The 25,457-nt window shown below is 50.7% G+C and carries 24 protein-coding genes; 3 read left to right on the forward strand and 21 right to left on the reverse strand.

The genetic code is table 11. From position 1 onward, the window contains the following. The 8 genes from EH198_RS05435 to EH198_RS05470 all read right to left on the reverse strand — a co-directional run. The coding region (locus tag EH198_RS05435) for a helix-turn-helix transcriptional regulator (RefSeq protein WP_148091485.1) at nt 1-270 on the reverse strand (270 nt) is incomplete at its 3' end. Between the two features lie 159 nt (nt 271-429). Continuing rightward, a complete protein-coding gene (locus EH198_RS05440) occupies nt 430-1,875 on the reverse strand; it encodes an FAD/NAD(P)-binding protein (RefSeq protein WP_124694542.1) in 1,446 nt (481 codons plus the stop codon). Between the two features lie 336 nt (nt 1,876-2,211). Then, nucleotides 2,212-3,198: a Gfo/Idh/MocA family protein gene (locus EH198_RS05445; RefSeq protein WP_124694866.1), complete on the reverse strand. Its 987-nt coding sequence runs from the start codon at nt 3,196-3,198 to the stop codon at nt 2,212-2,214. Nucleotides 3,199-3,255: 57 nt separating this feature from the next. Continuing rightward, a complete protein-coding gene (locus EH198_RS05450) occupies nt 3,256-4,245 on the reverse strand; it encodes a Gfo/Idh/MocA family protein (RefSeq protein ID WP_124694543.1) in 990 nt (329 codons plus the stop codon). A 33-nt stretch (nt 4,246-4,278) separates the two neighbouring features. Next, nucleotides 4,279-5,484 carry a GNAT family N-acetyltransferase gene (locus tag EH198_RS05455; protein WP_124694544.1) on the reverse strand — a complete coding sequence of 402 codons (1,206 nt, stop codon included), beginning with the start codon at nt 5,482-5,484 and terminating at the stop codon, nt 4,279-4,281. A gap of 21 nt (nt 5,485-5,505) precedes the next feature. Next, entirely contained in the window at nt 5,506-6,345 is an 840-nt protein-coding gene (locus EH198_RS05460; protein ID WP_124694545.1) for a carbohydrate ABC transporter permease, read from the reverse strand. A 16-nt stretch (nt 6,346-6,361) separates the two neighbouring features. Further along, the gene (locus EH198_RS05465) at nt 6,362-7,351 is read right to left on the reverse strand and encodes a carbohydrate ABC transporter permease (protein WP_124694546.1); all 990 of its coding nucleotides are present in this window, start codon (nt 7,349-7,351) and stop codon (nt 6,362-6,364) included. An 11-nt stretch (nt 7,352-7,362) separates the two neighbouring features. Continuing rightward, nucleotides 7,363-8,676 carry an extracellular solute-binding protein gene (locus EH198_RS05470; protein ID WP_124694547.1) on the reverse strand — a complete coding sequence of 438 codons (1,314 nt, stop codon included), beginning with the start codon at nt 8,674-8,676 and terminating at the stop codon, nt 7,363-7,365. Between the two features lie 510 nt (nt 8,677-9,186). Here EH198_RS05470 and EH198_RS05475 point away from each other — a divergent pair. After that, nucleotides 9,187-10,398 carry an ROK family transcriptional regulator gene (locus EH198_RS05475; RefSeq protein ID WP_221621486.1) on the forward strand — a complete coding sequence of 404 codons (1,212 nt, stop codon included), beginning with the start codon at nt 9,187-9,189 and terminating at the stop codon, nt 10,396-10,398. Between the two features lie 36 nt (nt 10,399-10,434). Here EH198_RS05475 and EH198_RS05480 read toward each other — a convergent pair whose 3' ends face one another. The 3 genes from EH198_RS05480 to EH198_RS05490 all read right to left on the reverse strand — a co-directional run bounded on the left by EH198_RS05480 (nt 10,435) and on the right by EH198_RS05490 (nt 12,708). Next, nucleotides 10,435-10,836 (reverse strand): MerR family transcriptional regulator, encoded by a 402-nt coding sequence (locus tag EH198_RS05480; RefSeq protein WP_124694548.1) that lies wholly within the window; start codon nt 10,834-10,836, stop codon nt 10,435-10,437. Between the two features lie 46 nt (nt 10,837-10,882). Further along, entirely contained in the window at nt 10,883-11,890 is a 1,008-nt protein-coding gene (locus EH198_RS05485) for a medium chain dehydrogenase/reductase family protein (RefSeq protein WP_124694549.1), read from the reverse strand. Between the two features lie 83 nt (nt 11,891-11,973). Next, nucleotides 11,974-12,708 carry an SDR family NAD(P)-dependent oxidoreductase gene (locus EH198_RS05490; RefSeq protein ID WP_124694550.1) on the reverse strand — a complete coding sequence of 245 codons (735 nt, stop codon included), beginning with the start codon at nt 12,706-12,708 and terminating at the stop codon, nt 11,974-11,976. Between the two features lie 122 nt (nt 12,709-12,830). On the opposite strand from EH198_RS05490, the gene EH198_RS05495 reads away from it, so the two are divergent. Together EH198_RS05495 and EH198_RS05500 are read left to right on the forward strand one after the other, a co-directional pair. Continuing rightward, a complete protein-coding gene (locus EH198_RS05495; RefSeq protein WP_124694551.1) occupies nt 12,831-13,985 on the forward strand; it encodes a glycosyltransferase family 4 protein in 1,155 nt (384 codons plus the stop codon). Nucleotides 13,986-14,229: 244 nt separating this feature from the next. Beyond that, nucleotides 14,230-15,528, forward strand: coding sequence for a S8 family peptidase (locus tag EH198_RS05500; protein WP_124694552.1), 1,299 nt, complete (start codon nt 14,230-14,232; stop codon nt 15,526-15,528). A 42-nt stretch (nt 15,529-15,570) separates the two neighbouring features. Here EH198_RS05500 and EH198_RS05505 read toward each other — a convergent pair whose 3' ends face one another. From EH198_RS05505 to EH198_RS05550, 10 genes are all read right to left on the reverse strand, one after another. Then, on the reverse strand, nt 15,571-16,608 hold the full coding sequence (locus tag EH198_RS05505) for an aldo/keto reductase (RefSeq protein ID WP_124694553.1): 1,038 nt from the start codon (nt 16,606-16,608) through the stop codon (nt 15,571-15,573). A gap of 1 nt (nt 16,609) precedes the next feature. After that, nucleotides 16,610-17,236: a cysteine hydrolase family protein gene (locus tag EH198_RS05510; protein ID WP_124694554.1), complete on the reverse strand. Its 627-nt coding sequence runs from the start codon at nt 17,234-17,236 to the stop codon at nt 16,610-16,612. A 25-nt stretch (nt 17,237-17,261) separates the two neighbouring features. Continuing rightward, nucleotides 17,262-18,629 (reverse strand): MFS transporter, encoded by a 1,368-nt coding sequence (locus EH198_RS05515; RefSeq protein WP_124694555.1) that lies wholly within the window; start codon nt 18,627-18,629, stop codon nt 17,262-17,264. A gap of 176 nt (nt 18,630-18,805) precedes the next feature. Next, a complete protein-coding gene (locus EH198_RS05520) occupies nt 18,806-19,381 on the reverse strand; it encodes a TetR/AcrR family transcriptional regulator (RefSeq protein WP_124694556.1) in 576 nt (191 codons plus the stop codon). Nucleotides 19,382-19,627: 246 nt separating this feature from the next. Beyond that, nucleotides 19,628-20,524 (reverse strand): 5'-methylthioadenosine/S-adenosylhomocysteine nucleosidase, encoded by an 897-nt coding sequence (gene mtnN, locus EH198_RS05525; RefSeq protein WP_124694557.1) that lies wholly within the window; start codon nt 20,522-20,524, stop codon nt 19,628-19,630. Between the two features lie 28 nt (nt 20,525-20,552). Next, nucleotides 20,553-21,011, reverse strand: a complete 459-nt coding sequence (locus EH198_RS05530; protein WP_221621487.1) for a pyridoxamine 5'-phosphate oxidase family protein — start codon at nt 21,009-21,011, stop codon at nt 20,553-20,555. A 192-nt stretch (nt 21,012-21,203) separates the two neighbouring features. Then, nucleotides 21,204-21,881 carry a YdeI/OmpD-associated family protein gene (locus tag EH198_RS05535; protein WP_124694559.1) on the reverse strand — a complete coding sequence of 226 codons (678 nt, stop codon included), beginning with the start codon at nt 21,879-21,881 and terminating at the stop codon, nt 21,204-21,206. Between the two features lie 88 nt (nt 21,882-21,969). Beyond that, nucleotides 21,970-23,628, reverse strand: coding sequence for a glycoside hydrolase family 13 protein (locus EH198_RS05540; RefSeq protein WP_124694560.1), 1,659 nt, complete (start codon nt 23,626-23,628; stop codon nt 21,970-21,972). 43 nt (nt 23,629-23,671) lie between these two features. Further along, nucleotides 23,672-24,508 carry a carbohydrate ABC transporter permease gene (locus EH198_RS05545; protein ID WP_124694561.1) on the reverse strand — a complete coding sequence of 279 codons (837 nt, stop codon included), beginning with the start codon at nt 24,506-24,508 and terminating at the stop codon, nt 23,672-23,674. Further along, entirely contained in the window at nt 24,508-25,392 is an 885-nt protein-coding gene (locus EH198_RS05550) for a carbohydrate ABC transporter permease (RefSeq protein ID WP_124694562.1), read from the reverse strand. The genes EH198_RS05545 and EH198_RS05550 overlap by 1 nt, the downstream gene beginning before the upstream one ends. Nucleotides 25,393-25,457 lie beyond the last annotated feature (65 nt).

Here is a 25,457-nt window from a genome sequence, read left to right on the forward strand (position 1 = left end):
TGTAAACGCCTCTTGTGATGAGAATCCATACTTTACGGCAATATCCAGAACGCGCTGGTCCGTGTCGCGGAGCTCCATGGCGGCACGGCTGATTCTTCTGTTCCAGAAGTGATCCCGTAATGTCATTCCGGTCAATTGGTTGAACTGCCTGGAACAATAATAGGGGGAATACCCTAACTGCTCTGACATCTTCAATAGAGATGAACTCTCTGTTATATTGGCCTCCACCCAATCCACCATAAGCTGGACCATTTCATTCCATTCGTACATGGAAGTCCTCCCTCCTTTCCCTTCGATCATATCACCGGCGATCTTCGCATACTTGATTCGAGTTGCACAATAAGAACTTGCCCCTACTTATGATGATACGGTTCACCTTATTATAAAACAACAAACGCCCGGATACCCGGGCGCCTTGGTGAATACGATCTATATTTTTTGCTCCAGCTTGTCATCCGCCGTTTGTATCGGCCATTCGCCGACGAATTCAGCCTCGTTGTAGTCAATAAAAGCTTGCAAAATGTCTTCACGGTCGTCGAGGAACAGCTGGTCCGCCACTCCGGAGACGAGCTTGGGAACCGCGTTCTTCGTTCCCGAAATCGCGGAAGCCGAAAGACCGCAGCTGGCCAAGGCCGAATAGTTAAAGACAAACAGTCCATGTAAAAGCGACTCTCCCTCTTCGTCACGGCCTGTAAGCGCAAAACCGGGGCTGAGATAAGGATGCGCGTCAAGCAGCGGATTGGCTACCTCTTCCGGAGCATCGTAGACATCGCTCCAGCGGGCAATGTGGCTCTCAATAAGCCTGAGCTCAGGACGCAAGCTTGGATCGCTGAGAAGACCGGTGCTGACAATCAGGTAATCAAAGGTGAATCTGCCTTGAGGTGTGGTCACAGCCACTCCCTCGCCGGTCGCCTCCACATCAAGCCATGGGGCGCCGAGATGCAGCTGAAATCCGGGCCACGACGCCGCGCGTTCAAACGTATCGTTGGTCGGCGGCTGATTGAATTTGAAGAAATGGGAGATCGCCGCATATTTTTCGGCATCCGTCAGCACATGGAAGCGTTCGATCATCCCCGAGGATTCCATCTGGCGGATCGGATTGACGCTCGGCAGCTTCTCCCGGCGGACAAAGACATGAGCTTCGGCTACGCCTTGGGACAAGGCGAAATTGGCATTATCGAAGGCCGAAGCCCCACCGCCCAGAATCCCGATTTTTTTGCCCTGGAGGTTCTCAAAATCGATCATTTGCGAGGTATGGGCATACAGATGTCCCGGCAATTTATCGGCAATTATTGGAGGCACATGCCACTCGCCGCCTCCCTGAATCCCTGTGGCCAGAACCACCTTTCGCGTAAGCAAATGTTCTGAAGGCGCTCCCGCCCCTTGAATATGCAAGCGATGAATCCCGCCCCCGGCGGGCTCGATCAGCTTCAGTTTAACTTCGTTGATGACCGGAAGATCCAGAACCTGCCGGTACCAACGCAGATAGTCCATCCAGTCGCCCCGCGGAATCTTCACGACCTCTTCCCAGCCCTGCGGTCCGAACTGCGCTTCCCACCAGGATCGGAAGGTCAGGGAAGGTATGCCAAGATCGATGGAAGTTAAATGCTTGGGCGTACGCAGCGTCACCATTCTCGCATAAGTTTCCCACGGTCCTTCCAAGCCCTCGGCGTTCTCATCAATGACCAGAATATTCGTTACCCGTTCACGCAGCAGGCCGAAAGCTGCAGCCAAGCCGCTTTGGCCTCCTCCGACAATTACAACGTCATAGACATGCCCTTCGGAATGCGCCTTCGGCTGCACCCAAGCCGCGCCTCCAAAGGCAAGGTAGGAAAGATCGGTTTTCACACGTTCATTCAAAGCTTCCAGACTCATGCTTCCTCATACCTTTCAGTGGCGTTTATTTATAGGATATAAATCGCGGCTTAAAATCAGCATATGTGCCATTAATCATATTATATCTTGTCTAATGAGCCGTTTAAATGTCGATGGCATGTTAATTGTCATATTATCTAAATTTCCCACTATTAATTGTGCATAATAACTAACATTGCGCATTTGAAACCCTCTTAATATTGAAAAGAAAACAGATTTCGCTTCATTTATGGAAGATAATATTACATTAAAAAGAAGCCGTACAGATCCGGCAGCTCATCAAAAGCCCCCGGGATCAAATCCCGGGGGCTTTCAAGATGTATTACGCTTGCCCGGTTAATGGGCGAGGATGATCCCAGCGGGAGAATGGTCCTCGGCAGACCGGTAAGCTGCAAGCGCAACTTCAAGCGCCCGGAGCCCGTCTTCCCCCGTTACAGAGGCGGTCTTCGCCCCTTCACGGACCGACTGGACAAAATCGCGGATCAGCTCCAGGTCCATGTTATCTCCCCAGTAATCCCAGCTCACTCCGTTTTCATTACTGTAGACACTCATTTTCTGATTGAAGGCGTTGATCGACAGCACGCCAAATTCGCAGATCACATCCAGCGTCACATCTCCCCAGGTCGGGAACTTCTTGTTGCGGGACCAGCTGCAGTCCAGGCTGGCAAACACGCCGTTATTGAATTCCATCGTCAGAATGCCGCAATCGTCTATTTTTCCTTCCGAGAACCGGCTGGCGGCCTCGGCGTACACATTCGTCACCTCCGCGCCCATATACCAGCGCATGACATCAACGACATGAACGGTATGATCCATCACCGCTCCCCCGCCCGAGAACTCCCGGTCCAGGAACCAGCCGCCGGGAATGCGTCCGCGGTTCGTCCCTTTCATGGCAAGAATTTTGCCGTAAGCTCCGCTGTCCAGCAATTCCTTCCCCCGTTTGATCGAGGTTTGAAACCGGACCGGAAAAGCGGTCTGGAGAAGCACATTGTTCTCCCTGCAGACCGCGATCATCGCCAGCGCATCCTCTACCCTTGTTGCCAGCGGCTTCTCGCACAGAACATGCTTTCCCGCTTTGGCCGCGGCCATGACACATTCGAGATGCCGTACATTTTCGGAGCAGACGATGACCGCGTCAATCTCGCTGCCCGTCAGCTGCTCCAGCTCCGGATAGTATGTCGTTTGATACCGGTCGGCAATCTCTTTGCCCTTCACGGCATCCTCATCCCAGATCCCGGCCAGCTCCACACCGTCGATTTCCAATAAAGCGTCCATATAGCCTATGGCATGCATATGAGCAAGACTGGCTACGCCAATTTTAATCATAAGACCCTCCTGTACTTGTTTGAGTTTGAGATGAGGCGTCTTGCACCCGAACACTTAAGCAAGCGCCACGGGCATGCCGCTTCGGGAAGATTCGATTGCGGCCAGCGAGATGGCCAGCGCCTGATACGCGTCCTCGGCGGTAACGATCGGCTCTTCCCCCGTCTCCATACAAGACAGAAAGTGGGCCAGTTCCCGGTAATAAGGAGCTTCCAGCAGCGGACTTTCCGGAACGGCAGCGCCCTCCAACGGCTTATCCGGCGCCTTCCTGAAGGACAGGATCGGATTGTCATTGGCGCTGTTGAAATCGATGATCCCTTCGGTCCCCGCAATTTCGAAGGAAGTCGTAAATTTCTGATGGGACCAGGAACCTTCGACATGCGCGATTACGCCGCTGCGGAAGGTCAGTGTTGTCAATGCGTAGCCTCCGCCCTCCGGGGATTCAGGAGCGTATGCTTTGGCGAATACCCGCTCCACTTCCCCGAAGCACCAGCGCAAGTAATCGAAGTCATGGATGGACAGGTCCAGCAGAAGGCCGCCGCTCTTGCTGGCATCCGCATACCAGTTGTCCCATGCGCGGGGGAAACTGGAGGTGCGGCTGGCCTTCACCACGGCGATATCACCCAGACCTTTCTGCTCCATCACCTGTCTGGCTTGGACGTATTCCGGGAAGAACCTCACAACATGTCCTACAAACAGCTTCGTCTTCTTGTCCTTGCAGTAGTCGATCATTTCGCGCGCGTCCTTCAGGCTGCCGGCCAGCGGTTTTTCGCATATGATGTGCTTGCCGTCATCCGCCGCCTTGAGCACATACTCCCGGTGCAGATAAGTCGGCAGACAGATGTCGACCACATCGACGGCATCCAGCTCCATCATCGCTTCCTCATAGCTGCCGAATGCCCGGATGCCGAACCGCTCGGCGGCTTTGTCCGCCGCGGCCGCATCCGAATCAACGATACCCCTTAGGGACACTTCCTTCATGGCCGTGTAAGCTTCAGCATGCGTTCTTCCCATCGTGCCGGCCCCAATCAACAACACATTCTTCATTCTGGTCTCGTCTCCTTTTGGAAAGGGATGCCTTTAGTACCTTTCTGTTATCCACATCGCATAACGCTGCCCCGGAAAAAGCGCCTGAAGCGCCGCGTGGTTTCTCAGCGCCTCCCGCTTCACCGCCTGAATGCCTTGGGTCAGCATGGCGCAAAATTCGGCGGAGGTGCATTTGATTTCCTCATCATAGACCAGTCCCCAGGGAGAAGCCTGGACGGTTACCGAAGACGGCTCCAGAACAAGCACGGCCCGCTCGGACCCGCACCGAAGCAGCAGACGTTCCGGCAGCGCGGACAGCTCTTCCCCGGTCAGAGCGGCGATCCGGTTCGTCAGTTCAGGCGCAAGCTTGGCCAGCATTGCGGGAAATCCCATAACCTTCCACATGGTCTCGCTGTTGTCGTCAGTCTGCACGGAACCGAGCTGCCTGAGGGTTTCCGGCAGGACGCCATCCTCCGGTATAGTGGCTTCCAGCTGCTTGACGGATTCCCCGGCGGCCAGCATGGACAGGAGCGGCTTCACCGCTTCGCCCTCTCCATCAAGATAAGCGCAATCCAGCAGACCTAGCTTTCCGGCATGCTCTTTCCCCCCGATGGCGTAAGCGACAATCTCGCTCCCCTTCCTGGCCACCCAGAAGCATTCCGTTATGCCTTCGGTCCATTTCAGCAAACCTTCCCAGTATTCGCGCGTCCGCACACGGGTGTTGGCGTTCTTCCGGTTGTACCGCTCGCAAATCTCCATCACTTCGTCCAAATCTCCGGACTCAAACTTCGAGATGCGATAGGGCGTGCCCCCGCTGTCTTCCATGAATACCGATTCGGCGTTCAGCACGTACAGGGGGGCTTCCACCGTCTCCCAGCCCGCCTTCTCGTAAAAGGGATGAATGCCGGTAAACAATAGAGACAGATCGTAGCCGCGACTTCGCATCCACAAACTCATTTCCGCCAAAATCGCCTGTACGGCTCCAAGTCCCCGGTAAGCCGGGTCCGCCGCCACACTGCCGATGCCACCGACAAGCAGTTCCGCGGCTCCAATATGAATCCGGTAAGGAAACAGCTGCACCGAAGCGGCCAATTCCCCGTCCGCCAAGGCGATCCAGGTCGTTTCGGGATCATACGCAGCATCGTAATCCAGCCTTTTTTGAAAAAAAGACCGGTCCTCCGGAAATACGCTACCCAGCAGATCAAATATCCTGTCGATTTCTTCGCGGTTTTGTACCTGCCTGACTTCTAATCTCGGCAATGGCGCACCTCTTTTCCATAGTTAGCCCTTCACGGCGCCCGCAGTCATCCCGTCCACCAGATAACGCTGGAAGAACAGGGTCAGAAGCACCGGTGGTAGCAGGCCGATGATTCCAGACGATGCCATCAAGCCGTAATCAACAGAGAAACGTCCGAGAAACTCGTTGATTACGACCGGCATCGTCTTCGATTGCGAGGAGCCTGTCAGCACGAGGGCCGTATTAAATTCATTCCAGGTATTCAAATAGGCAAATACGCCGATGGCGAACAGGCCCGGAGCCGAGATCGGCAGAATGATTCGGAGCAGAGCGCCGAACCGCCCTAAACCGTCCACAAAGGCCGATTCCTCCAGCTCTTTGGGAATGGATTCGAAGAATGCCCGCATCATCCAAATGATAAAAGGAAGAGTGAAAGACAGATTGGCCAGTACGAGAGCCGATTTGGTGTCCAGCAGCCCGATCCGGTTGAAAATCAAATACATCGGCAGCGCAATCGCGATGCTGGGCACCATTTGCGTAATCAGAAAGATGACCGCCAGGCGGTCTTTCATGCGGAAACGCAGTCTGGCAAAGGCGTAGGCTCCCAAGGAGCCGAAGATCAGCGAGAAGAACGTCGTGACGGTGGCCACAATCAGACTGTTAAGCAGCGAGTTTTTGAACGATGCGGCATTGTCGGACAAGCTCAGAACCTGCTTGTAGTTCATCAGGGTGAAGCTGTCCGGAAGCCAATGCCGGGCAAGCGACGCCAGTTCTTTTCCGGGCGAAATACTGATGATAAAAGCCCAGATCAGAGGGGCTAAAGTAAAGATCATGACAAGCGCGACGCCAATAAATAACAGAACCTTTTTTACGGACTTGCTCACAGCCGCTCCTCCTTTCTCAAACCCGATCCTTCTGGCGGAGTATCCGCATATACAGCAGCACGAACACCAGGATAAATCCCGTCAGGATATAGCTTCCGGCAGAGCCCAGCCCGAAATCGCTGAACATGAAGCCCTGCTTGTACAGATACAGGCCGGATAGCTGTGTGGAATTGGCCGGACCGCCCTTGGTCATGGCGAAGACCAGATCGAATACCCGGAAGGAGTCAATGGTGCGCAGAACGAGCAGAACCAGGGTAACGGGCACCAGCAATTTTACGACTATATCTTTAAAAATACGTATGCTGCCCGCCCCGTCAATTTTGGCGGCTTCAATCAATTCGCCGGAAATCGACTGAAGAGCGGCCAGATACATCAAGGCGACAAAAGGAAACGATGTCCATATCTGCGCCATAATTACGGAAGCCAGCGCCAGCTTCGGATCGGACAGCCAGCCGACCGGACTTTCGATCAGGCCCGTCTTCAGCAGCACGCCGTTCAGCAGACCGTAGTTCGGATGCAGCATTGTCTGCCAGATCATCGCATTGACAACGCCGGGCATCGCCCACGGAATCAGCAGCAGCGATCTGCCGAGTCCCCGCAAGCGGAACTTGACATTAAAGAGAAGGGCCGCGGCAAGCCCCAGAATCATACTCGCAGCAACACTGAATACCGCAAAATAAAGAGTCGTCTCCATGCTGAGCCAGAATTCGCCATCCTTGAGCACCGCGCTGAAGTTATCCAGTCCGATGAACTTCGCACCGACCCACGGTTTCGTCAGATTCAAATCGACAAAACAAAGGTAGATGGAGTACAGGAATGGATAAAGCAGCAGACCAAGCAGGATAACAATAGTGGGAAGCAGTAAAAGGAGCGCAAATTTTGACTCGGAAATCATTTTCTTCGAGCTCAAAACGGACCGGGCCGCCTGTCGAAGTATCGCTTGACCCCGCATAGAAAGTCCTTCTTTCTGAATCACGACCGAGTCACTATGTTTGCTCTTATCCATAGCAATTCTCCTTACTTGTTGCTCTCCTGGATTTTCTGCGTTTCAGCGAACGCGTCTGCCAACGCCTGAGCCGGTGTTTTCTTTTGAGTCAATGCATTCTGGAGTTCAACCTGGAATTTGGAAGACCATTCATTGTACCAAGGAATTTGCGGACGGTTGACGGCAACTTCCGCCTGCTCCAGAATCTTGTCAAGCCCGGGAACGCCTGCCTTCACTTCCGGGTCTTCATATACGCTCTTCCAGCCCGGGAACATTCCGATTTCAATCGCCTGCCGTTTGCTGCCCTCTGTATCATTCAGGAATTTGATATACTCCCATGCCGCTTCCTTGTTCTTCGAACCCGAGGAGATCGCATAGGACATCGGTCCGGCAATCGTTGCGCTGGATACGGTATATGGAAGCGGAGCGACATCAGCCTGGTTCACGATTTTGGACTTGGATTCATCATTAAGCGGCGTGAGCGGCAATCCCCAGTTCAATTCAAAGGCGATATCGCCTGCGGACATAGCGTCAAGCACATTGGTTTCATTGTATTGAATCGAAGCGGGGTCCACGACTTTGTATTTATAAATCATATCGACCATCAGCTGCAGCGCCGCGGTGTTCTCCGGGCTGTTGAAGACAGGATTTCCGTTCTCGTCAAACAGCTTGCCTCCCATACTGGAAGCAATCGCGATGAAATCGCAGACGAGGCCTTCGGTTTGGCTCCAGGCCCAGGCCGAGCCGTATTTTACGATTCCTTTTTCCTGCAAAGCCTGACTGTATTTAATGAAATCATCCCATGTTTTCGGCGGACCCGAGAAACCGGCTTTTTCCACCATCGTCTTGTTATATACAAAGGATTTGTACTCGGAAGCGAAAGGAAGACCGTAATACTTGCCCTGATACTGTAAAGCCTGTTTTGCAAAAGGCAGCATTTCGTTCTTCATGTCGTCGGTCAGCCATTGATCGACCGGTTCAACCCATCCCGATACGACAAACCGGGGCAAGTCGATGACATCCATTACAAAAATATCGTAAGTAGACCCGCCGGACATAAAGGAATTCATCAGTTTCGGTGTAACATCAGCATTGCCGACCGTATCGGTCTGTACTTCAATACCCGTCTTTTCCTGAAACTCTTTATTCACCTTGGCGAAGTATTCCTGATTGGACGGATTGGAGATGGTGCGTAAGACGACCCCGGCATATGGCTTGTCGCTACCGGCCGCGTTAGTCTTTGTATTGCCTTCGGCCGCCGAATTCGAATTATTTCCGCATCCGGACAATGCCGCTACCGCCAGTACAATCAGAAGCAATACCATAATTGATGATTTCCGTTTCATAAGAACCCCCCAGTAAAATTAGGATTTGAAGTAAACCAGGCAAGCCGTCGACGGTAATTAAGCCAATTTAATGGATACCCGAAATAATGAAGCCCTCCCCTCCTGTAAACTTTCTCCAATGGATGTACAATGATGTTATATTTTTTCTCAAGAAATGAAAGTAGATGATGTTTTCATGTCCACTTACATACCATTGAAGCTATTATAGTCACAAAAAAATAATATTTTCAATATCTTGCGTTAATTTTTATCACATACTATTATAGATTTATTGTATATCTAACCCCAACCTTACTCTAATAGGTGTATTAAGTTCTCATGGTTAAGACTAGTTACTTTTTTCAAAATATAAGAATTTATAAGTTTCACGCTTATAAATGGCCTTATATTTCTACGAGAAACGTACTTGCGTCCTTTAAGGACGCCGTCAGGCGTTTCTTCTTGTTGGATGAATAAAGTAGCCCGTGATAAAGTGGATTTTATATTGTTCCTAAAGCGAGGTTGAACGAAGTGAACAAGATAAGAACTGGAGATCTGAAACTGGTACAGGAACTGAACCGATCGATTATTTTAAATGTGATCCGGGACAAAGGACCCATCTCCCGAAGCGAAATTGCGAAGCACTACGGCATCAGCGCCACAACGGTGGCTTCTGCCATACAAGAGCTAATCCGGGACGGTTATGTGTGCGAAGTGGGAGAAGGGGCTTCCAATGGAGGAAGAAAACCGATTATGTTGAAGCTGGCTTCCGACCGCCTTTATCTGATCGGGGTTTCCGTTTCCAATTCTTCCATCGATATTGCCCAGATGGACCTGGAGGCAAAGATCAGCCGTAAACAATCCAAACCGATTCGAGCGTTATACGGGGATGAGCTCATTGCGGCAATAATTTCAGAGCTTGAAGTTTTTTTGGAGAACTGCCCCAGTACCGGGAAATGTCTCGGCATCTCGATCATTGTTCCCGGCGTTATCGACAAGGATTTAGGCATTGTATACTTTAACTCCAAGCTCCGGCTGGAGCAAATCAACTTGAAAGCTATTGTTGAAAGCCGTTTCAATATAAAAACATGGCTGGAAAATGACCTCAACGCCACGGTGCTTGCCCAAAAGAAGTTTGGTCCCTACGGGAAGGTCCAAAATTTGATCTATGTCTCGATCTCGGAAGGTGTGGGGGCGGGGATTTTTTTTCACGACATTCTGCTTAGAGGCGGCAACGGCGGGGCCGGAGAGCTTGGGCATATCATCGTTGACCGCAACGGTATCCGCTGCGAATGCGGAAGCTCGGGATGTCTGGAGAACTATATCAGTTGGCCCGCGGTTTATTCACGCATTATCGCCTCTGCGACGCGCGGCAGAAAGACGGCCATCATGGACTTGGCGGAGGGCGATATTGCCCGCGTCACGCCCGAGATGTTCAATCAGGCCGTGAAGATGCAGGATCGGCTGGCGATCGATCTAACCGACGAGATATCCGGATACCTGGGTCTCGGCCTCGTTAATCTCATCAATTTGTTCAATCCGGAGATTTTGATCCTGGGCGGGCAGATCGGCGCGAACAACCCCCGGCTGCTGGACAACGTTGAAAAGTATGTATCGTCTTACGCTCTTCCGATTTTGCGCGACCTTAAAATTTGTCCGTCTACATTGGGCGAAGAGGCGAACTTATTGGCAGCCGCCTCCATTATTCTGGAAGATATATTCCATTTCTCGCTCGCCAATTGATTAAAAGAGATAGACCGCCCATGCCGGTGGCGCGGTCTATTGGTCATTCAGCATAGCTGAATAGTACGTTTTTTTCTCCAGGGCAACGGTCTTCACCTGTTCCAGTTGTTTCATCTGCTGCTCCAGCCAGTCAATATGCTTATCCAATATGTCCATTCGTTTGTGCAGAGAATCCCGGATGTCCGGGATCTCCTTGCCGTCCGGATTCAACAAGCAGCCGTCCTCCACAAAAGAAGCGATATCCTCCAGCTTCATTCCCGTTTGCTTTAATCCATGGATGAAGCGGATAAACCGGATGTCCTGATCGTCGTATCGCCGACGTCCGTTCTCCTTTCCATCCTTGCGGGGAGGGTTCGGCAGTATGCCTGCTTTTTCATAGAACCGGAGAGTAAAAGCCGTAATCCCCGTTAATTTGGATACTTCGCTGATCGAGTACATATCCCTTCCCTCCTTTCCTTTGTGAATTCGGCATTTTGCACAATGCTCAGTTAATCAGCACCACTTTCCCGACGGCCAAAGATTGTTCAAGCAGTTCCTGCGCCCGGGCGGCTTCTTGAAGCGGAATGCGGTGCGATACCAGCGGATTTATTTTTCCTTCGGCCAACAGAGACAGAACCGCCTTTGCGTCTTCCTGGAACCAGTCCGGCCGTTCTTTTTTCAGAAGCGTGATGCTGTATATATGGATAGGGTGACCCTGCTCCGTTGTTCGGCTTTTCGCCAGATGGCTCCATTCCTTTTCCCAATTTCCGGAGTCTTCCTCATTTAGAACCGAAGTGTAGCCATAGCTGACGAACCGGCCTTTCCGGCTTAAAGTCCACAGCGAGCGCTCGTAGTTCTCGCCTCCGATCGCATCAAACACGGCGTCGATTCCTTCGGGAGCATGAAGCTGAAGAAAATCGACGAAGTCTTCATTCCTGTAATCGATTGGTACGGCGCCGTACCCGGCAACGGTGGAGTGCTTCGCAAGCGAAGCCGTACCGTACATCTTCAGCTTCGCCAGCTTGCCAAGCTCAAGAAGAGCGGTGCCTGCTCCGCCGCTTGCGCCATGGATAAGAACGCGCTCCCCCTCCGTTACCTTGGCGATCCGGTGAAGCATCTGATAGGCGGTTACATAGTTCAAGACAGCGGCGGCGGCGATTGACGAATCGACCTGCGGGGGAACGGCCACCAGCTCGCCTTGCTTCGCATACACATAAGCCGCATAACCGCCCGTACCATTAAAAAAGACGGCCACTTTGTCCCCTTTGCTAAATTGCCGCACATCCTCTCCCAACTCGTCGACAATGCCGACCGCATCGTATCCCGGCGTAAACGGAAGCGGCGGCGGATTCAGAAACTTCCCTTCTCTTCTCATAATATCCGAAAGGGCAACACCCGAACTTTGAACTTTAACGCGAATCTCGTCTTTTTGAGGCATCCGCAAGGGTTCCTGAACCACTCTCAGAACTTCCGGCCCGCCGTACTCGGCAACGATTACTTTTGAGTTTAACATTAGGCATCTCTCCTCCAAATTGGATCATTGATGCACGTATTATATTTCTTAGAGTTTACTCGAAGTCAAGCGGTCCCGGCGAATTATCTTAAATAACCGCCGTTGTTAATATCAAAGGTCGCTCCCGTATAGTGCTTGGATTTATCGGATAGCAAAAACACGACCGTTTCAGCCACATCCTCCGGCAATACCGGGGTCTGGATCAATTGGTGACTGAGATACTCCATCTTTCTCCATTCGGGAATGGTCTCCATCATCGAGGTGTCGACCATTGTGGGCGCGACGGCATTAACGCGTATGTATGGGGAAAAATTCATGGCGCAGCTTTTGGTTAACCCCAGCAAGGCTGCTTTGGTCAATCCGTAAATCGCATCCGAGCTTCCCTCCATACCGGATACGGATGACATATTGACGATCGTTCCCGTTTGCTGATTGCGAAGCATTCGCCGTCCGAACAGCTGCGAGAAATAGACGGCTCCCTTGATGTTAATATCCATGACCTTGTCGATCTCGTTCTCTTGATAATCCAGTATGCTTTTTGCCAAGTAAATCCCCGCGTTATTTACCAAGCTGTCTACGCCCGGGTGCTCCTGTTCAATGTAAGCAAAAAAATCGCGGACCTGCTCATAGTCACTTACATCCAGCGAATAGGTGTGCAGGTCATAGCAAGCATCCGTTGACTGCTTCAGCTCTTCCAGCAACCAGCCGTTTATATCGCAGGCTATCACCGAAGCGCCTTCGCGCAAGCTTAACTTTACGATCTCTTTTCCGATCCCGGAAGCCGCGCCGGTTATGATTATCTTTTTATTTGCAAGCATTCTAATCGACCACCCTAAAATTAAATTTAATGGCTATTTTACCTTTCGGCAGTTTGGGATTTGCATAGGAATAATATAGTTAAGTAAATGGGTTCAATTCAACGGTAAAGGATTTGATTAGGTTGAGGATAGCCTTCTTCACGGATTCGTTTTACCCGCAAATCAATGGTGTGTCCAATACGTTGATGTATTTGAGCCAATATTTGACCCGCAGCGGGATTGAACATATGTTCTTCGCCCCCGATTATGAGACCGATGAGCCTGAAGCGAGTGGAATCCCTGTCGTACGGTTCAAAGGATTTACACCTCATATCTATCCGGATTGCCGCCTCTCTTTCCCTCCTTATCCCAAGGTCATCGAACAGCTCTCTCACTTCAAGCCCGATGTGGTCCACATTGTTACGGAACTCGGCATCGGCTGGAGCGGCTTGCGGGCCGCAAGAGCGCTCAATATACCGATCGTCATGTCGTACCACACAAGCTTCGACAAGTATCTTCAATTTTACCATATGCCATATTTAAGCAAAGCCTTGTGGGCGTACATGCGCTGGTTCCACAGCTTCGCGCTGGTCAACCTCGCCCCTTCCCGAAGTACGATGCAGGAATTGACACGGCGCGGCATTCAAAATTTGGACCTTTGGCCCCGGGGAATTGATCTTGAGCGATTTCATCCCGGGCATTACTCCCCTAAACTTAGGCAGGAGATGGGCGTATCGGAAGAAATCGTATTTCTGTATGTAGGCCGCATCGCGGTGGAGAAAGGTCTGCGGACGTTGGCCGATAGCATCGCGGTTGTTAATCAACGTTACGGGCAGCAAGTGAAATGGGTCTTCACCGGAGAAGGACCTTATTTGCCGGAGCTGATCGCCAAAAAGATACCGAACGCCATCTTTACGGGGAGCCGCCGGGGCGATGAACTGGCCGCAATTTACGCGAGTGCAGATGTCTTCATCTTTCCTTCCGGCACCGAGACGTTTGGGAATGTGCTGCTTGAGGCCATGGCGAGCGGGCTTCCAGTCATCTGCACCGATTCCGGCGGAGTGACCGATTTTACGGAGAACCATCAAAATGCTCTAGTATGCAAGTATGGCAGTGTGCCGGAATTAACCAGGGCGATCGTTAAAATGCTCAATCCGCATAATCGGACGATTCTGGGAGCGAGAGCGCTTGAAACGGCAAAATCCCGAGGTTGGGACGCCGTGTTTGATCGTCTTATGCTGCAATACATTTACGCCGCGAACCCGGAAATTTACTCCGGACGACAGGTCATCGGGTGACGCTGCGCGGGCAGCTTGTTTAATGCGCAACACACCAACCCAACCACCCCCACCTATCCGCCGCCCCCACTAACCAACTAACCTTCCCCACCCTCGAACACCTTGCTCGAGCGTTTGTCTGACTCTACGTCTTCTACCTGGAGCGGCCGAGGGTTTTATTCGACTTGTGCAACATCCTAGTTTCATAGTTTGGCACCCATAGACGGGATGGCGCATACAATGCACTGCGAGGTGAGCATAAACTATGGACGGACAGATTTGGCTGCAGCAATATGCCGCGAAGCTGCATCGGCCTTTGAGGCAAAAGATTCAACGGTTGTCTAAATCAGGCGGAGCCAAGCCCGCTGCCATTCCGGTCATTATTCAGCTTAAACACAAAATAACCCCGGCCCGGCTCCATTCCCTGAAGCGGCATGCTGGTTCGAATGCTTTGCCGGTCCTGCACCGGCTTCCGCTGCTTCATTCGGTGTCATCCCGGATTTCGGTAGACTGTCTGAAGCGGATGTGCGGCTGCGGCGGGGTTAAAAAAATATATCTGGACGGAATTAAAAAAATGTCACTCAATATAGCGACGCCTTCCATCGGTTCCACTGCTGTTCAAAGAAAAAAGGGGCTTACCGGTAAAGGGATTAATATCGCCGTGCTGGATACCGGAGTCTTCCCTCATCCGGACCTGACCCGGCCCTCCAACCGGATTATAGCCTTTAAGGACTTCGTTAATCATAGACGAAACCCGTACGACGATAACGGCCACGGGACTCATACCGCCGGGGATGCGGCAGGAAACGGCTGGTCAAGCAAGGGGAAATACAGGGGCCCAGCTCCGGAAGCGGGCATTGTAGGAGTCAAAGTATTGGATCAGAATGGCAACGGATACGACTCCACGATTATTAAGGGAATCGAATGGTGCATCGCTAACCGGAAACGGTTGAAATTGCGTATACTTTCCATGTCGCTCGGCGGTCCAGTCAATTCCCCCTGTTCGGACGATCCCTTATGCCAAGCCGTGGAACAAGCGGTCAAGGCCGGGCTCAGCGTTGTTATCGCGGCGGGAAACGGCGGTCCGGGGTACGGGACGATTGAATCCCCCGGAAACAGCCCATCGGCCATTACGGTCGGAGCGGTCGACGACCGCCGCACTCTCCCGCAAGCGGACGATCGCATAACCTGGTTCTCCAGCCGCGGGCCGACACAGGGCGGTGGAAAAAAACCAGACCTGGTCGCACCGGGCGAGTCGATCATTTCGCTGCGGGCCCCTTACTCTACGCTGGACCGTGAGAATCCTAACCTGCGGATCGGCAAAAAATACTTTGTACTGTCGGGCACCAGCATGTCTACGCCCATCGTCTCCGGCGCGACCGCACAGTTGCTCCAGCGCAAGCCTTGTCTCTCGCCCTTGCAGGTTAAAACGATACTCAAAAAGAATACCTTCCGCCTCAAACTGAACGCCAATACAGCCGGAAGCGGCGAGATCAATGTCAGGTTTCTGCAATGCCGGAAGCGTTCCCGGCAATTGCTTACCGTGAAGCCAAAGCGCCAATGAGTTCGTCAGGGATACGATTGGCGGAGGCACCAACAAGAAAGCTTAAGCCCGCCGTCTGCTCGCCGTATCCATCCAATTAGGAATCCAGCCCCGCTCCAAATCATCGAGCGTCTTCCCTGGAGCCACAATCGTATCAATGGCATCGAGCAGATCAGAGCTTAACCGAACATCAACGCCAGCGAGCGATCCTTGAAGCTGTTCCATCGTACGCGGTCCAACAATTGTAGAAGTAATAGATGGATGCGCTTGGGTGAAAGCGGCAGCCATATGGGCCAGCGTAATTCCGGCTTCGGAGGCGAGTTCCTGCAGGCGGTTAATGATTTCGAACTTTACACGATTTTCTTCACGAGTCGGGTCAACAATATTTCCCAGGATACTTCCTTGAAAACGGGCAGCGCGGGAATCTGATGAAGCGGTTTGACCTTTGGAGTATTTTCCTGTGAGCAAGCCGCCTGAAAGCGGACTCCATACAAGCACGCCCATGCCGTATTTTCTCGCAACTTCAAGAACGTCAAGTTCAATGCTGCGGTTCAGGATAGAATAAGGAGGCTGCTCGCTGGAGAGGCGCGCCAGATTGCGGCGTTCGCTAACCCCTTGCGCTTCGGCAATCTGCCAAGCCTGAAAAGTCGAGGAGCCGATATAGCGGATTTTCCCTTCCTGAACAAGATCGGTTAATGCGCCAAGTGTCTCTTCAATATCAGTTTCCGGATCCGGACGATGGAGCTGATATAGATCAATATGGTCCGTTTGAAGCCGGCGCAAGCTGTTCTCGACTTCATTTTTGATCCACAATCGTGAACTCCCGCTTTGATTCAGCCCTGTTCCCATTGGCATTCCGACTTTTGTAGCAAGCACTACCTCATTGCGCCGGCCTTTTAAAGCTTTCCCGACGATTTCTTCTGAACCGCCAGCCGCATAGACGTCAGCTGTGTCAATGAAGTTAATGCCATTTGCGATGGCAGCATCCACGATTTGAATACATTCTTCCTCGCTCGTGTTTCCCCATGATCCAAATGCTCCTGTACCCAAGCAATAATTGCTTACCTTCATACCTGTGCGTCCCAAAACCCGATATTCCATATTAATTACCTCCCAAAGCTTTAATCAGTTCTTCTGTCGTAAGAATCTCATGGACGATGGTCGGGCCGTTGATCTCATGCGCCGCATGCATCGCCTCATGGCTAAAGGCAGCCGTCGCATCCTTAACAAGTGTGACATGGTAGCCGAGCTCCATTCCGAATCTTGCCGTTGATTCAATGCACGTGTTCGCCAGCATACCGATGATGATTATTTTGCTGATGCCATGCACTTTAAGCTGATGATCGAGGTCCGTGTTCGCGAAGCCACTTTGAGACCAATGCTCTTTAATGATAATGTCGCCTTCCTGCGGCTGAAAATCGGGATGGAACTCGCCTCCCCAGGTGCCTTTGGCAAAGGGTTGGGCTTTGGCTGATGCGAGCTGATAAGGAGTCGGATATTTCCATGTTGAAAAATCTCCCGGTTCAAAGCGGTGATGCGGCACGAAAAACACCTGAATGCCCGACTTGCGAACCGCGTCTACGATTTCTTTCAGATGCTCCAGCATGTTCACGGACTCCGCCACTTCTTTGGCATAGGGGTAGAGCTTGCCTTCGGAAGCCAGGAAGTCGTTATACGGGTCCACCAGAAGAAGTCCTGTATTCGTGCTATCATATTTTTTGTTCGTCATTGTAATCACTCTCCATTTATAGTTATTATTTCACTAACCCGCGATCTTGTTTTCCATATTTGTGGAGCAAGTACAGGGAAATAAGGGGCAGCGCGCAAAGGCCAAGATAAATGTGTTGAAACACACTTGCCGTCCCTATTCCTTTTTGTAAAACAATAAGCATCCCCGTAATGCCTACCCCGAACGCCCCCCCGAAGAAACCGACCAGTTGATTCATGCCCATACCAGCCCCCATGTATTCCATGGGAAGATATTGAGAGATTTCATTGGAATTGCTGGCTGTCAAACTGGAAAATCCGAGACTCATAAAAAAGTAACTGATGAGAACTCCGTAGATCGAAACACTCGCCACAGTTGCAAACAGGACGACGGAAAGCAATAGAAACCACGCCCCCCACCTGGAGACGATGCCATTTCCGAACCGGTCGATGATTTTTCCTATTTTTCTTGAAGCAAAGGCAGTAACCATCGCACCCGGGAAGATAATCAAGCCGATTTCCATCGGACTCCGGTGAAAGACTTGGGCCAGCAGGATTGGCATACCGAACAGCGTAGCGAAATTGATCAAATACGCGGTGAAGCTGATCGTAAGCAGCTGTGTGAAACTTTTCTGACGAAGCAGCTCCGGATGGATAAACGGCGAACGGATTCGGTGAATATGCCGCCATAACAGCCACATAGCAATTAGACTAATGAGCAGCGGCCAAAGAGAGAAAGTCGTCACAAACAACAGCAAACCCGTAATCGAAGCCGCCACCAGGACGCTTCCGACGATATCAAAATGGACGGATTTTTTCTCTTCCATAGGAACGTGTCTGTTAAAAATTGGAGTGATAAACAAAACTGCGGCTGTCATGACAAAAAGGAAGTTCCAACCGAGATACTGTGTCAACGCTCCCCCAATCACCGGTCCCAATCCGAACCCAAGCGAAGTGCCTGAAGCAATGAAGGACATGGCGCTGCCTCTGCGTTCTTGCGGGATATACCGGGAAAACAACACATAGCCCAGCCCGGGAAAAGCCGCAGCCCCTATCGCCTGAAAAATCCGGGCGGTCATTAATAGAATAAAGGAATGGGCGAAAAAGCCGAGCAATGAGGACAAGACCAATAAAAAAGCGCCGAACAGAACCATTTTACGAATCGGTAAAAAATCGGTCAGCCGGCTATAAGTAATGGTTGCTATCCCAAAAATAATGGAATATGCGGTTACAATCCATGAAGCAACCGTTGGAGTTAAAGAAAACTCATGGGCTACTCCGGGGAGTGCCACGTTAAACATCGTCGTATTCATGACCACGAGCATCGCGGCCAAACTCCAAAAGGGGACGATCAGTTTCTCATTAAACGATACTTCTCTTTTATTAAGTATCTCTATATCAGATATGGCTTCCATAAAAATACCTCCTCATTTCTCAGGTTACTAGGCTACCCGTTCAGTTGAGCTTAGCCAGAACTTCAGGGCTGAATGGCTGAATCTCTTTATAGCGTCCGTCAGCTTCTTGGTCCAGCCCGCAAGATTCAGATCCGAGTTTCATTGAGAACGATAATTCTCAAATTATTAAAAAAAATTTAATCCAATACAGCCAGCGTCATGTCGATAATGTTTTCCAGCTTCTGTCTGTCGTTCGTTGTTTTCACTAATACCCGCAAGCCCGTTAACGCATTGAGTAAATAATGGGAAAGCTGTCCTGCGTCATAATGTCCGGAAATTTCCCCCGTGGCTTGACCGTGCGTGATCAGCTCGGAAAGAAGGTTCTCCGTCTTGGCAAAATACTCACTGACTTTGGCAGCCGCTTCCGGGTCCAGCAAGGCCAGTTCACACGCCGTATTTACGATCAGGCATCCTGCCGGCCGAACATCCTCCACGTTGATTACCATTTCGAAAATAGAACGGATCGCCTGTTTCGCGGATGTTTGACCTTGAATGCGGGCGTCGACGGAAGCTCTCACCAACTCATTGTACCGTTCCATGGCTTTCATAAATAAAGCATGCTTGTCTCCGAACGTATCGTACATGCTTCGTTTATGGACCCCCATCGTTTCCACCAGATCCTTCATGGAGGTCTTCTCATAACCTTGACTCCAAAACAAGTACATCGCTTTTCGTAACACCGTATCAATATCAAACTCTTTGCTTCTAGCCATATTTATTCACCTCTGCCTCCTTGCAAAAACATCATAGCATATTGAGAACGATCGGTAAAGAATTCTGAGGAAAAAATTGCCCCTTTGCCCTCCGCTCGAATAAGCCATTTATAAGTGTGAAACTATTACAGTCTTATATTTCAAGAAAAGCCTGTCCGTAGGTTACTCGCGGACAGGCTTTTCTTCCGGATGGGTGGATTTCATGCTTGAGGCGGACGACTGCTCACCGCTCATGACCGCCGCTGACTAAACAGCTTCAGAATCGGTTGAGTCGGCAAGACCGTTTAACAGCAAATGATCCGGCAGTTCATCAATTGTAGCAAGGACAAGCGCCGCTGCGCTTTCAGCCACCGTATTAATCGTGCGCGCCAGTTCATTTCCAGCCTCTTCTTCGGGTGTATGAATGGCTATGGCGGACACAATGCGCTCCAGCTTTTCGGGGCTTAACGACTGCTCATGGGCGTCGTCGGAAATGGAACGGACCACAAGGAACGGCACCTTATTCGTCCAAGCGACCTGAGCGAAAGCCGCCCCTTCCGTCTCGACGGCCAGGGCTTCGAACTGGTCCCTGATCTGCTGCCGCTTCTCGGACGAGAAGACGACCTGATCCCCCGTCGCGATGACTCCCTCTTTGAATTTACGGTCAGGCGCCGATGACGTAAGCTTTATCGCCGCTTGACGGGCCGCCCGCAGCAGCCCACTGTCGCTGTCGAAGCGGTTGACCCTGCCCCATAGAGCCGCATGCTCCGAAGCTTCGTCCACGATTCTCGGGCCAAACGGATGAAACGCCAGCGGGCTTCCGTACAGGACTCCCGCGTCGTGATGCACGACCGACGAAGCCAGCACCACATCGTTTAATGAAAGCTCCGGGTCAAGCGACCCGGCGACGCCGGTAAAGAACAGAACATCCGGACTGTAGCCGGTGATAAGCGCCTGAAGCGCAGCCGCCGTATTCGTCTTCTGCGTGCCTGCCACGCCCAGGAACAGCTCATGTTCTCCATACGAGGCTTGATAGAGCAGCCCGACCGGCGTAGGTATACGGCGAACGTGCTGCACCCAGCCGAGCAGCGGTTCGATTTCCGATACAAGCGCACCGAGTACGCCAATTCTTAACGGGGTTTCACCTGTTTTCTGCTTCGCCATATACTGGCCTCCGTTTCGTTAATATCGACTATACCGCGATGACTTCGACGGCGCCCGCTCCGCTTCCCTTGGAGAAATCAAGCACCTTCAGTTCCCGGGCATCCACCTTATAGAAAGCCGTATCCTGCAGCAGGCCCTTCTCCGCTCTTTCTTTAAACCGCGGATTACGGCTGCCCAGCTGCTGAATCGCCCGGTCGATCTCAGCCTGATCGGCAATCGCCTCAGCTGTCCCGTGTACGGAAACATTAACAAAGCTTGAAAGTTCCTGATTCTCATGCTGGAAGAAGAGGACGATCTTCGGATTCTCCTGAATCTGCTCCACCTTCTTGCTGTTTTTATGAGTTGAAAAATAAATCGTGTACCCGTCGGCTACAAAGGAACCCAGACTTCTCAAAACCGGCGATTGATCGTTATTGACCGTCGCCAAAACAACAAAACGGGTATCGTTCAAATATTTCACAATCCGGTTTCTTGCTTCTTCACTCATTCTCATACACTCCTTGTCATATTCTCTATTTTCCGAACCGAAACGCAAAAAAGGAGGCCTGATTGGGTAATCAAGCCTCCAGCAGTCTGGTCAGCGAAATAATATCAACTATTCCACTCGGAATTCATGATATTTTACATCTTAGTTTTGCACCGGCAAATTGTCAATATTTTAATTTTTAACACATCAACACTATTGCCCTCTTCTTCTATACAGATCGATTGACTTATAACCTTGGGCTAAAATATCTTTCATCTCGCCCAATCGTTTCTCCTGCGTCTCGCTTCTCTTCGCGCTGTACACGTAACGGGCCCAGTCCTTCTGGTAGCCGAAGGTTAATTGATTGTAGACGGTCAATACTTCTTCATCGCTCTCCAAATATTGCTTGATATCCGAAATGTTACCGATATAATCATCAACGCATTGACTGCTCTTGGTGCCGGCTGTTTTCTTCATTTTAGGGGCTTGCGACTTCAGGCCGACGACGGTGAATACCTCATCCAGACTGACCATCCTTGAAAATTTCAAACGGCTGTTCTGTACATACCCATCCTCGTCAACGGGGAGTTGAACCATGATTCTGTCCCGGTCTATGAATTCTTTGTATTTCGGATTGTTTTTCTTGGGATAAGCAAAGTATAAATATCCGTCGTCAACCAAGGCTTGGTTTTCAATGACGTTCTGCAAGCCGCTGCCAAATTGCTCGAGATTAAAAACAAAGATAAAAATCAAATCGTATTGCTCTCTTATGAAGGCGGAATCAAAGTCCAATTCATTAAAATCATCAATATCTTCCGGTTTATTCAGGATCAATTTAGAAGGGTATTTATTCAGATTTAATTTTGTAATTACGCTGTTCTTCGAATTCATGAATGAGCCTCCATACACTCTTTTTACGGTCGCATTAAGAAATATTATAGCCGAATCCGTATGAAAAGAGTAACTACAGCTCAGAGATTCATTCCGCTTTACATATCAAACTTTCATATGGCTTCAGCATGCCGTTGTTATGCTCTTTCAGATTGGACAGTATAATTGAGCCTGCAACCGGTTCGGCTAATGTAATGCTTCGGTCCGTAAAATTGCATAATACCGTCCACTCCTCGTTACCCAAGGCCCGAACATATCCGCCAAGCTCCTCGGAATCCGTATAAATCTCCCGATAGCCGCCGTATATCAACGCTTTATTCTCGCGGCGCAGCCTGATCAGCTTCCGGTAGAAATGCAGAATCGAATTGTCATCACGCAGCGACTGCTCCACATTAATCGACGAATAATTCGGATTCACTGACAGCCAAGGCACCCCGGAGGTAAATCCGGCCATCGGCTCCGGACTCCACTGCATCGGCATGCGCCCCTGGTCCCGGCTTCTCTTCGCCAGATGTTCCATAATGCCAACCTCGGGTCTGCCAAGGACCGTTTCGTAAGAGTGAAAATTGATGCTTTCAATATCCCTGTACTCCTCTATCGAAGTAAAGTAATGATTGGTCATGCCAATCTCCTGCCCTTGATAGATAAAAGGAGTTCCCCGCATCAGAAAATAGTAGGCGGCCAGCATTTTGGCCGATTCCTCGCGGAATGGCCCATCGCAGCCGAATTTCGAAACTGAACGGACGTGGTCATGGTTCTCCATGAACAGCGCCATCCATCCTTTATTGGCAGTTTCCCTCTGCCATTTGGACAGGGCATGCTTGAAGTCAGTCAGCTTCCAGGGATGATAGATTCCTCTAGCCATCGGCTTGACGTCCAGATCCACATGATCAAATTGAAAAATCATATTAAAAACGCCGCTCTGCTCATCCACATAATCATGAATCTGCTCAATCGGAACTCCCGGAGCCTCCGCGACGGTCATCACATTGCGCGGTTCAAGCACCTCCCGTTTCATTTCGTGCAGAAAATCCAAGATGCCGGGTTGATTCAGGCTTGCCTCGGCAAGAGGCGCATAGCGGCGGCTGCCCTCCGTCTTCAGTTGCGGAAATTGCTGATTCTTCTTAATAAAGGTAATCGCGTCGATGCGAAATCCGGCGATTCCTTTGTCGATCCACCATTCCATCATGGAGAAAATATTCCGGCGAACTTCGGGGTTCTCCCAGTTCAGATCCGGCTGCTTTCTGGAAAAACAGTGCAGATAATATTCCTGCGTGTTCTCGTCATACTCCCAGGCGGAACCCCCGAAATTCGACTCCCAGTTGGTCGGCTCTTCTCCGCCCGAACCCGGCTTCCATATATACCAGTCGCGTTTCGGATTGTCTTTGGAGCTGCGGGATTCTACGAACCAGGCATGTTCATCCGAGGTATGGTTCGCCACCAGGTCCATGATAATGCGGATACCGAGGGCTTCCGCTTTGGCTATCAGTTCGAGCATATCTTCCATTGTTCCATATTCGGCCTGCATTTTATAGAAATCCCGAATGTCGTACCCGTTATCGTCGTTCGGCGAGTCGTAAACCGGGCATACCCAAATGACGTCGATGCCCAAATCGCTGAGGTATCCGAGCCGGTTGATGATACCGCGCAGATCCCCGATTCCGTCTCCACCCGAATCCTGAAAGCTTCGGGGATAAATTTGATAAACGACACTTTCCTTCCACCAGTTGCGGTCTCTGTTTTCCATAGCTCCACACTTCCTCCAGGTTTCGCATATTTTTATCTATACTTTATTTGATCGCTCCCTGGCTGACGCCCCGGATAATATAGCGTTGTCCGAACAGATAGGCGACAAGAACAGGCAGGATGGTCAGCAGCAGCGCGGGAATCAGCAGCTCCCAGTTGTTCATATACGTACCGTTGAAGACCTTCATTTTGATCGGCATGGTGAAATCCTGTTCTTTCGTAAGCACCAAAGAGGGCAGCAGGTAGTCGTTCCAGATCCACAGCACGTTCAGAATGGCGATTGTGACGGAGGTCGGAGCGAGCATGGGCAGCACAATTTTGAAAAAAGTCTGCGGCCGTGTGCACCCGTCCAGCAATGAAGCTTCTTCCAGTTCATAAGGGATCGATTTTACAAAACCGTGATACATGAAGATGGAGAGCGCGCTCCCGAATCCGATATACAAGATGATCAGCAGCGGAATCGGCGCGGCATCGATCCAGTGAAGCTTGGCTCCATAAATATAGATCAGCGGAATCATGATGGATTGAAAAGGAATAATCATCGAAGCGACCATCAGGGCAAAGAGCCCGTTATTGAATTTGGTCGGACGTCTTACCATGTAATAAGCGGTCATTGCCGCGAAAATGCCGATGAACAGAACACTCAGAAAAGTAATGACGACCGTATTTCTGAATGAAACAAAGAAATTCATTTTATCAATGACTTCGGCAAAACGGCCAAAATCAAGACTGTGCGGCAGAGAAAACGGGCTTTCGAGTATTTCCCCGTTGTTCTTGAAGGAGTTGACAAGCATAAGGAAGAACGGAAAGACAAACAGGACAAAGGATACGGCCAGCAATAGATAAGTCAGGAATGAAGCGGCTTTTTTTCTGGCTTCCATTAGGCGGCAACCTCCATTTTCTTGCTGAAATAGACTTGCAGTCCCGTAATGACCGCCACAATGACGAACAGCATGATCGCTTCGGCTTGACCGACGCCGTAGATATTTTCCGAAAAGGCTTTTTGAACGACATGCATGGATACCATAGTCGTACTGCCGTAAGGCCCGCCTGCGGTCAGGGAGTAGTTCACATCATAAACCATAAAGGCATTTTTCAAGGTTAAAAAAACCGTGACGACAAAAGATGGAACCATCAGCGGCAGAGTGACATTTCTCAAGCGCTGCCAAGCGTTTGCCCCGTCAATGGTGGACGCCTCCATCACATCTTTCGGCACATTGATCAAACCTGCGACAAAGATAATCATCATATATCCCGCCGATTGCCAGATCGTCACAATAACGATGGCCCAGAAAGCCAGATGCTCATCTCCCAGCCAGCCCAGCCGCAGCCACTCGATTCCGAGCTTGTCGCCAATGGACGGAAGCGTCTGCACGAAAATAAACTGCCAGATATAGCCGAGAATCAATCCGCCGATCAGATTGGGAGTAAACAGCGACGTCCGAAAGAAATTTTGCATCCTTACTCCGGAGGTGACCAGGAAAGCCAGAATAAAGCCAAGGATATTAATGATTAGGACCGTCGCGACAACGAATTCTACCGTCAGCCACATGGATTCCCAGAATGCGGTATCCATAAATGCTGTTTTATAGTTGCCGAAGCCTGAGAACTTGATTGGATTAATAGGAGAAGTCATATCCGTCAGCGTAAGGTATAGGCCATAGGCGAAAGGAATCAGTACCGCCAAGGCAAAGAAAATGATCGTTGGACCGGTAAAAAACAACTGGTTGCCCAGCGACTTCAGCCGGCTTTTTTCCGTTATCATAGATTTCACCCCTAAAGCTTAAAGTTGTGGAAAAGAACGGGGAACGCCCCGCCTTTTCCAGAGTT

The sequence above is a fragment of the Paenibacillus rhizophilus genome (assembly GCF_003854965.1).
Lineage (GTDB): Bacteria > Bacillota > Bacilli > Paenibacillales > Paenibacillaceae > Paenibacillus_AQ > Paenibacillus_AQ rhizophilus.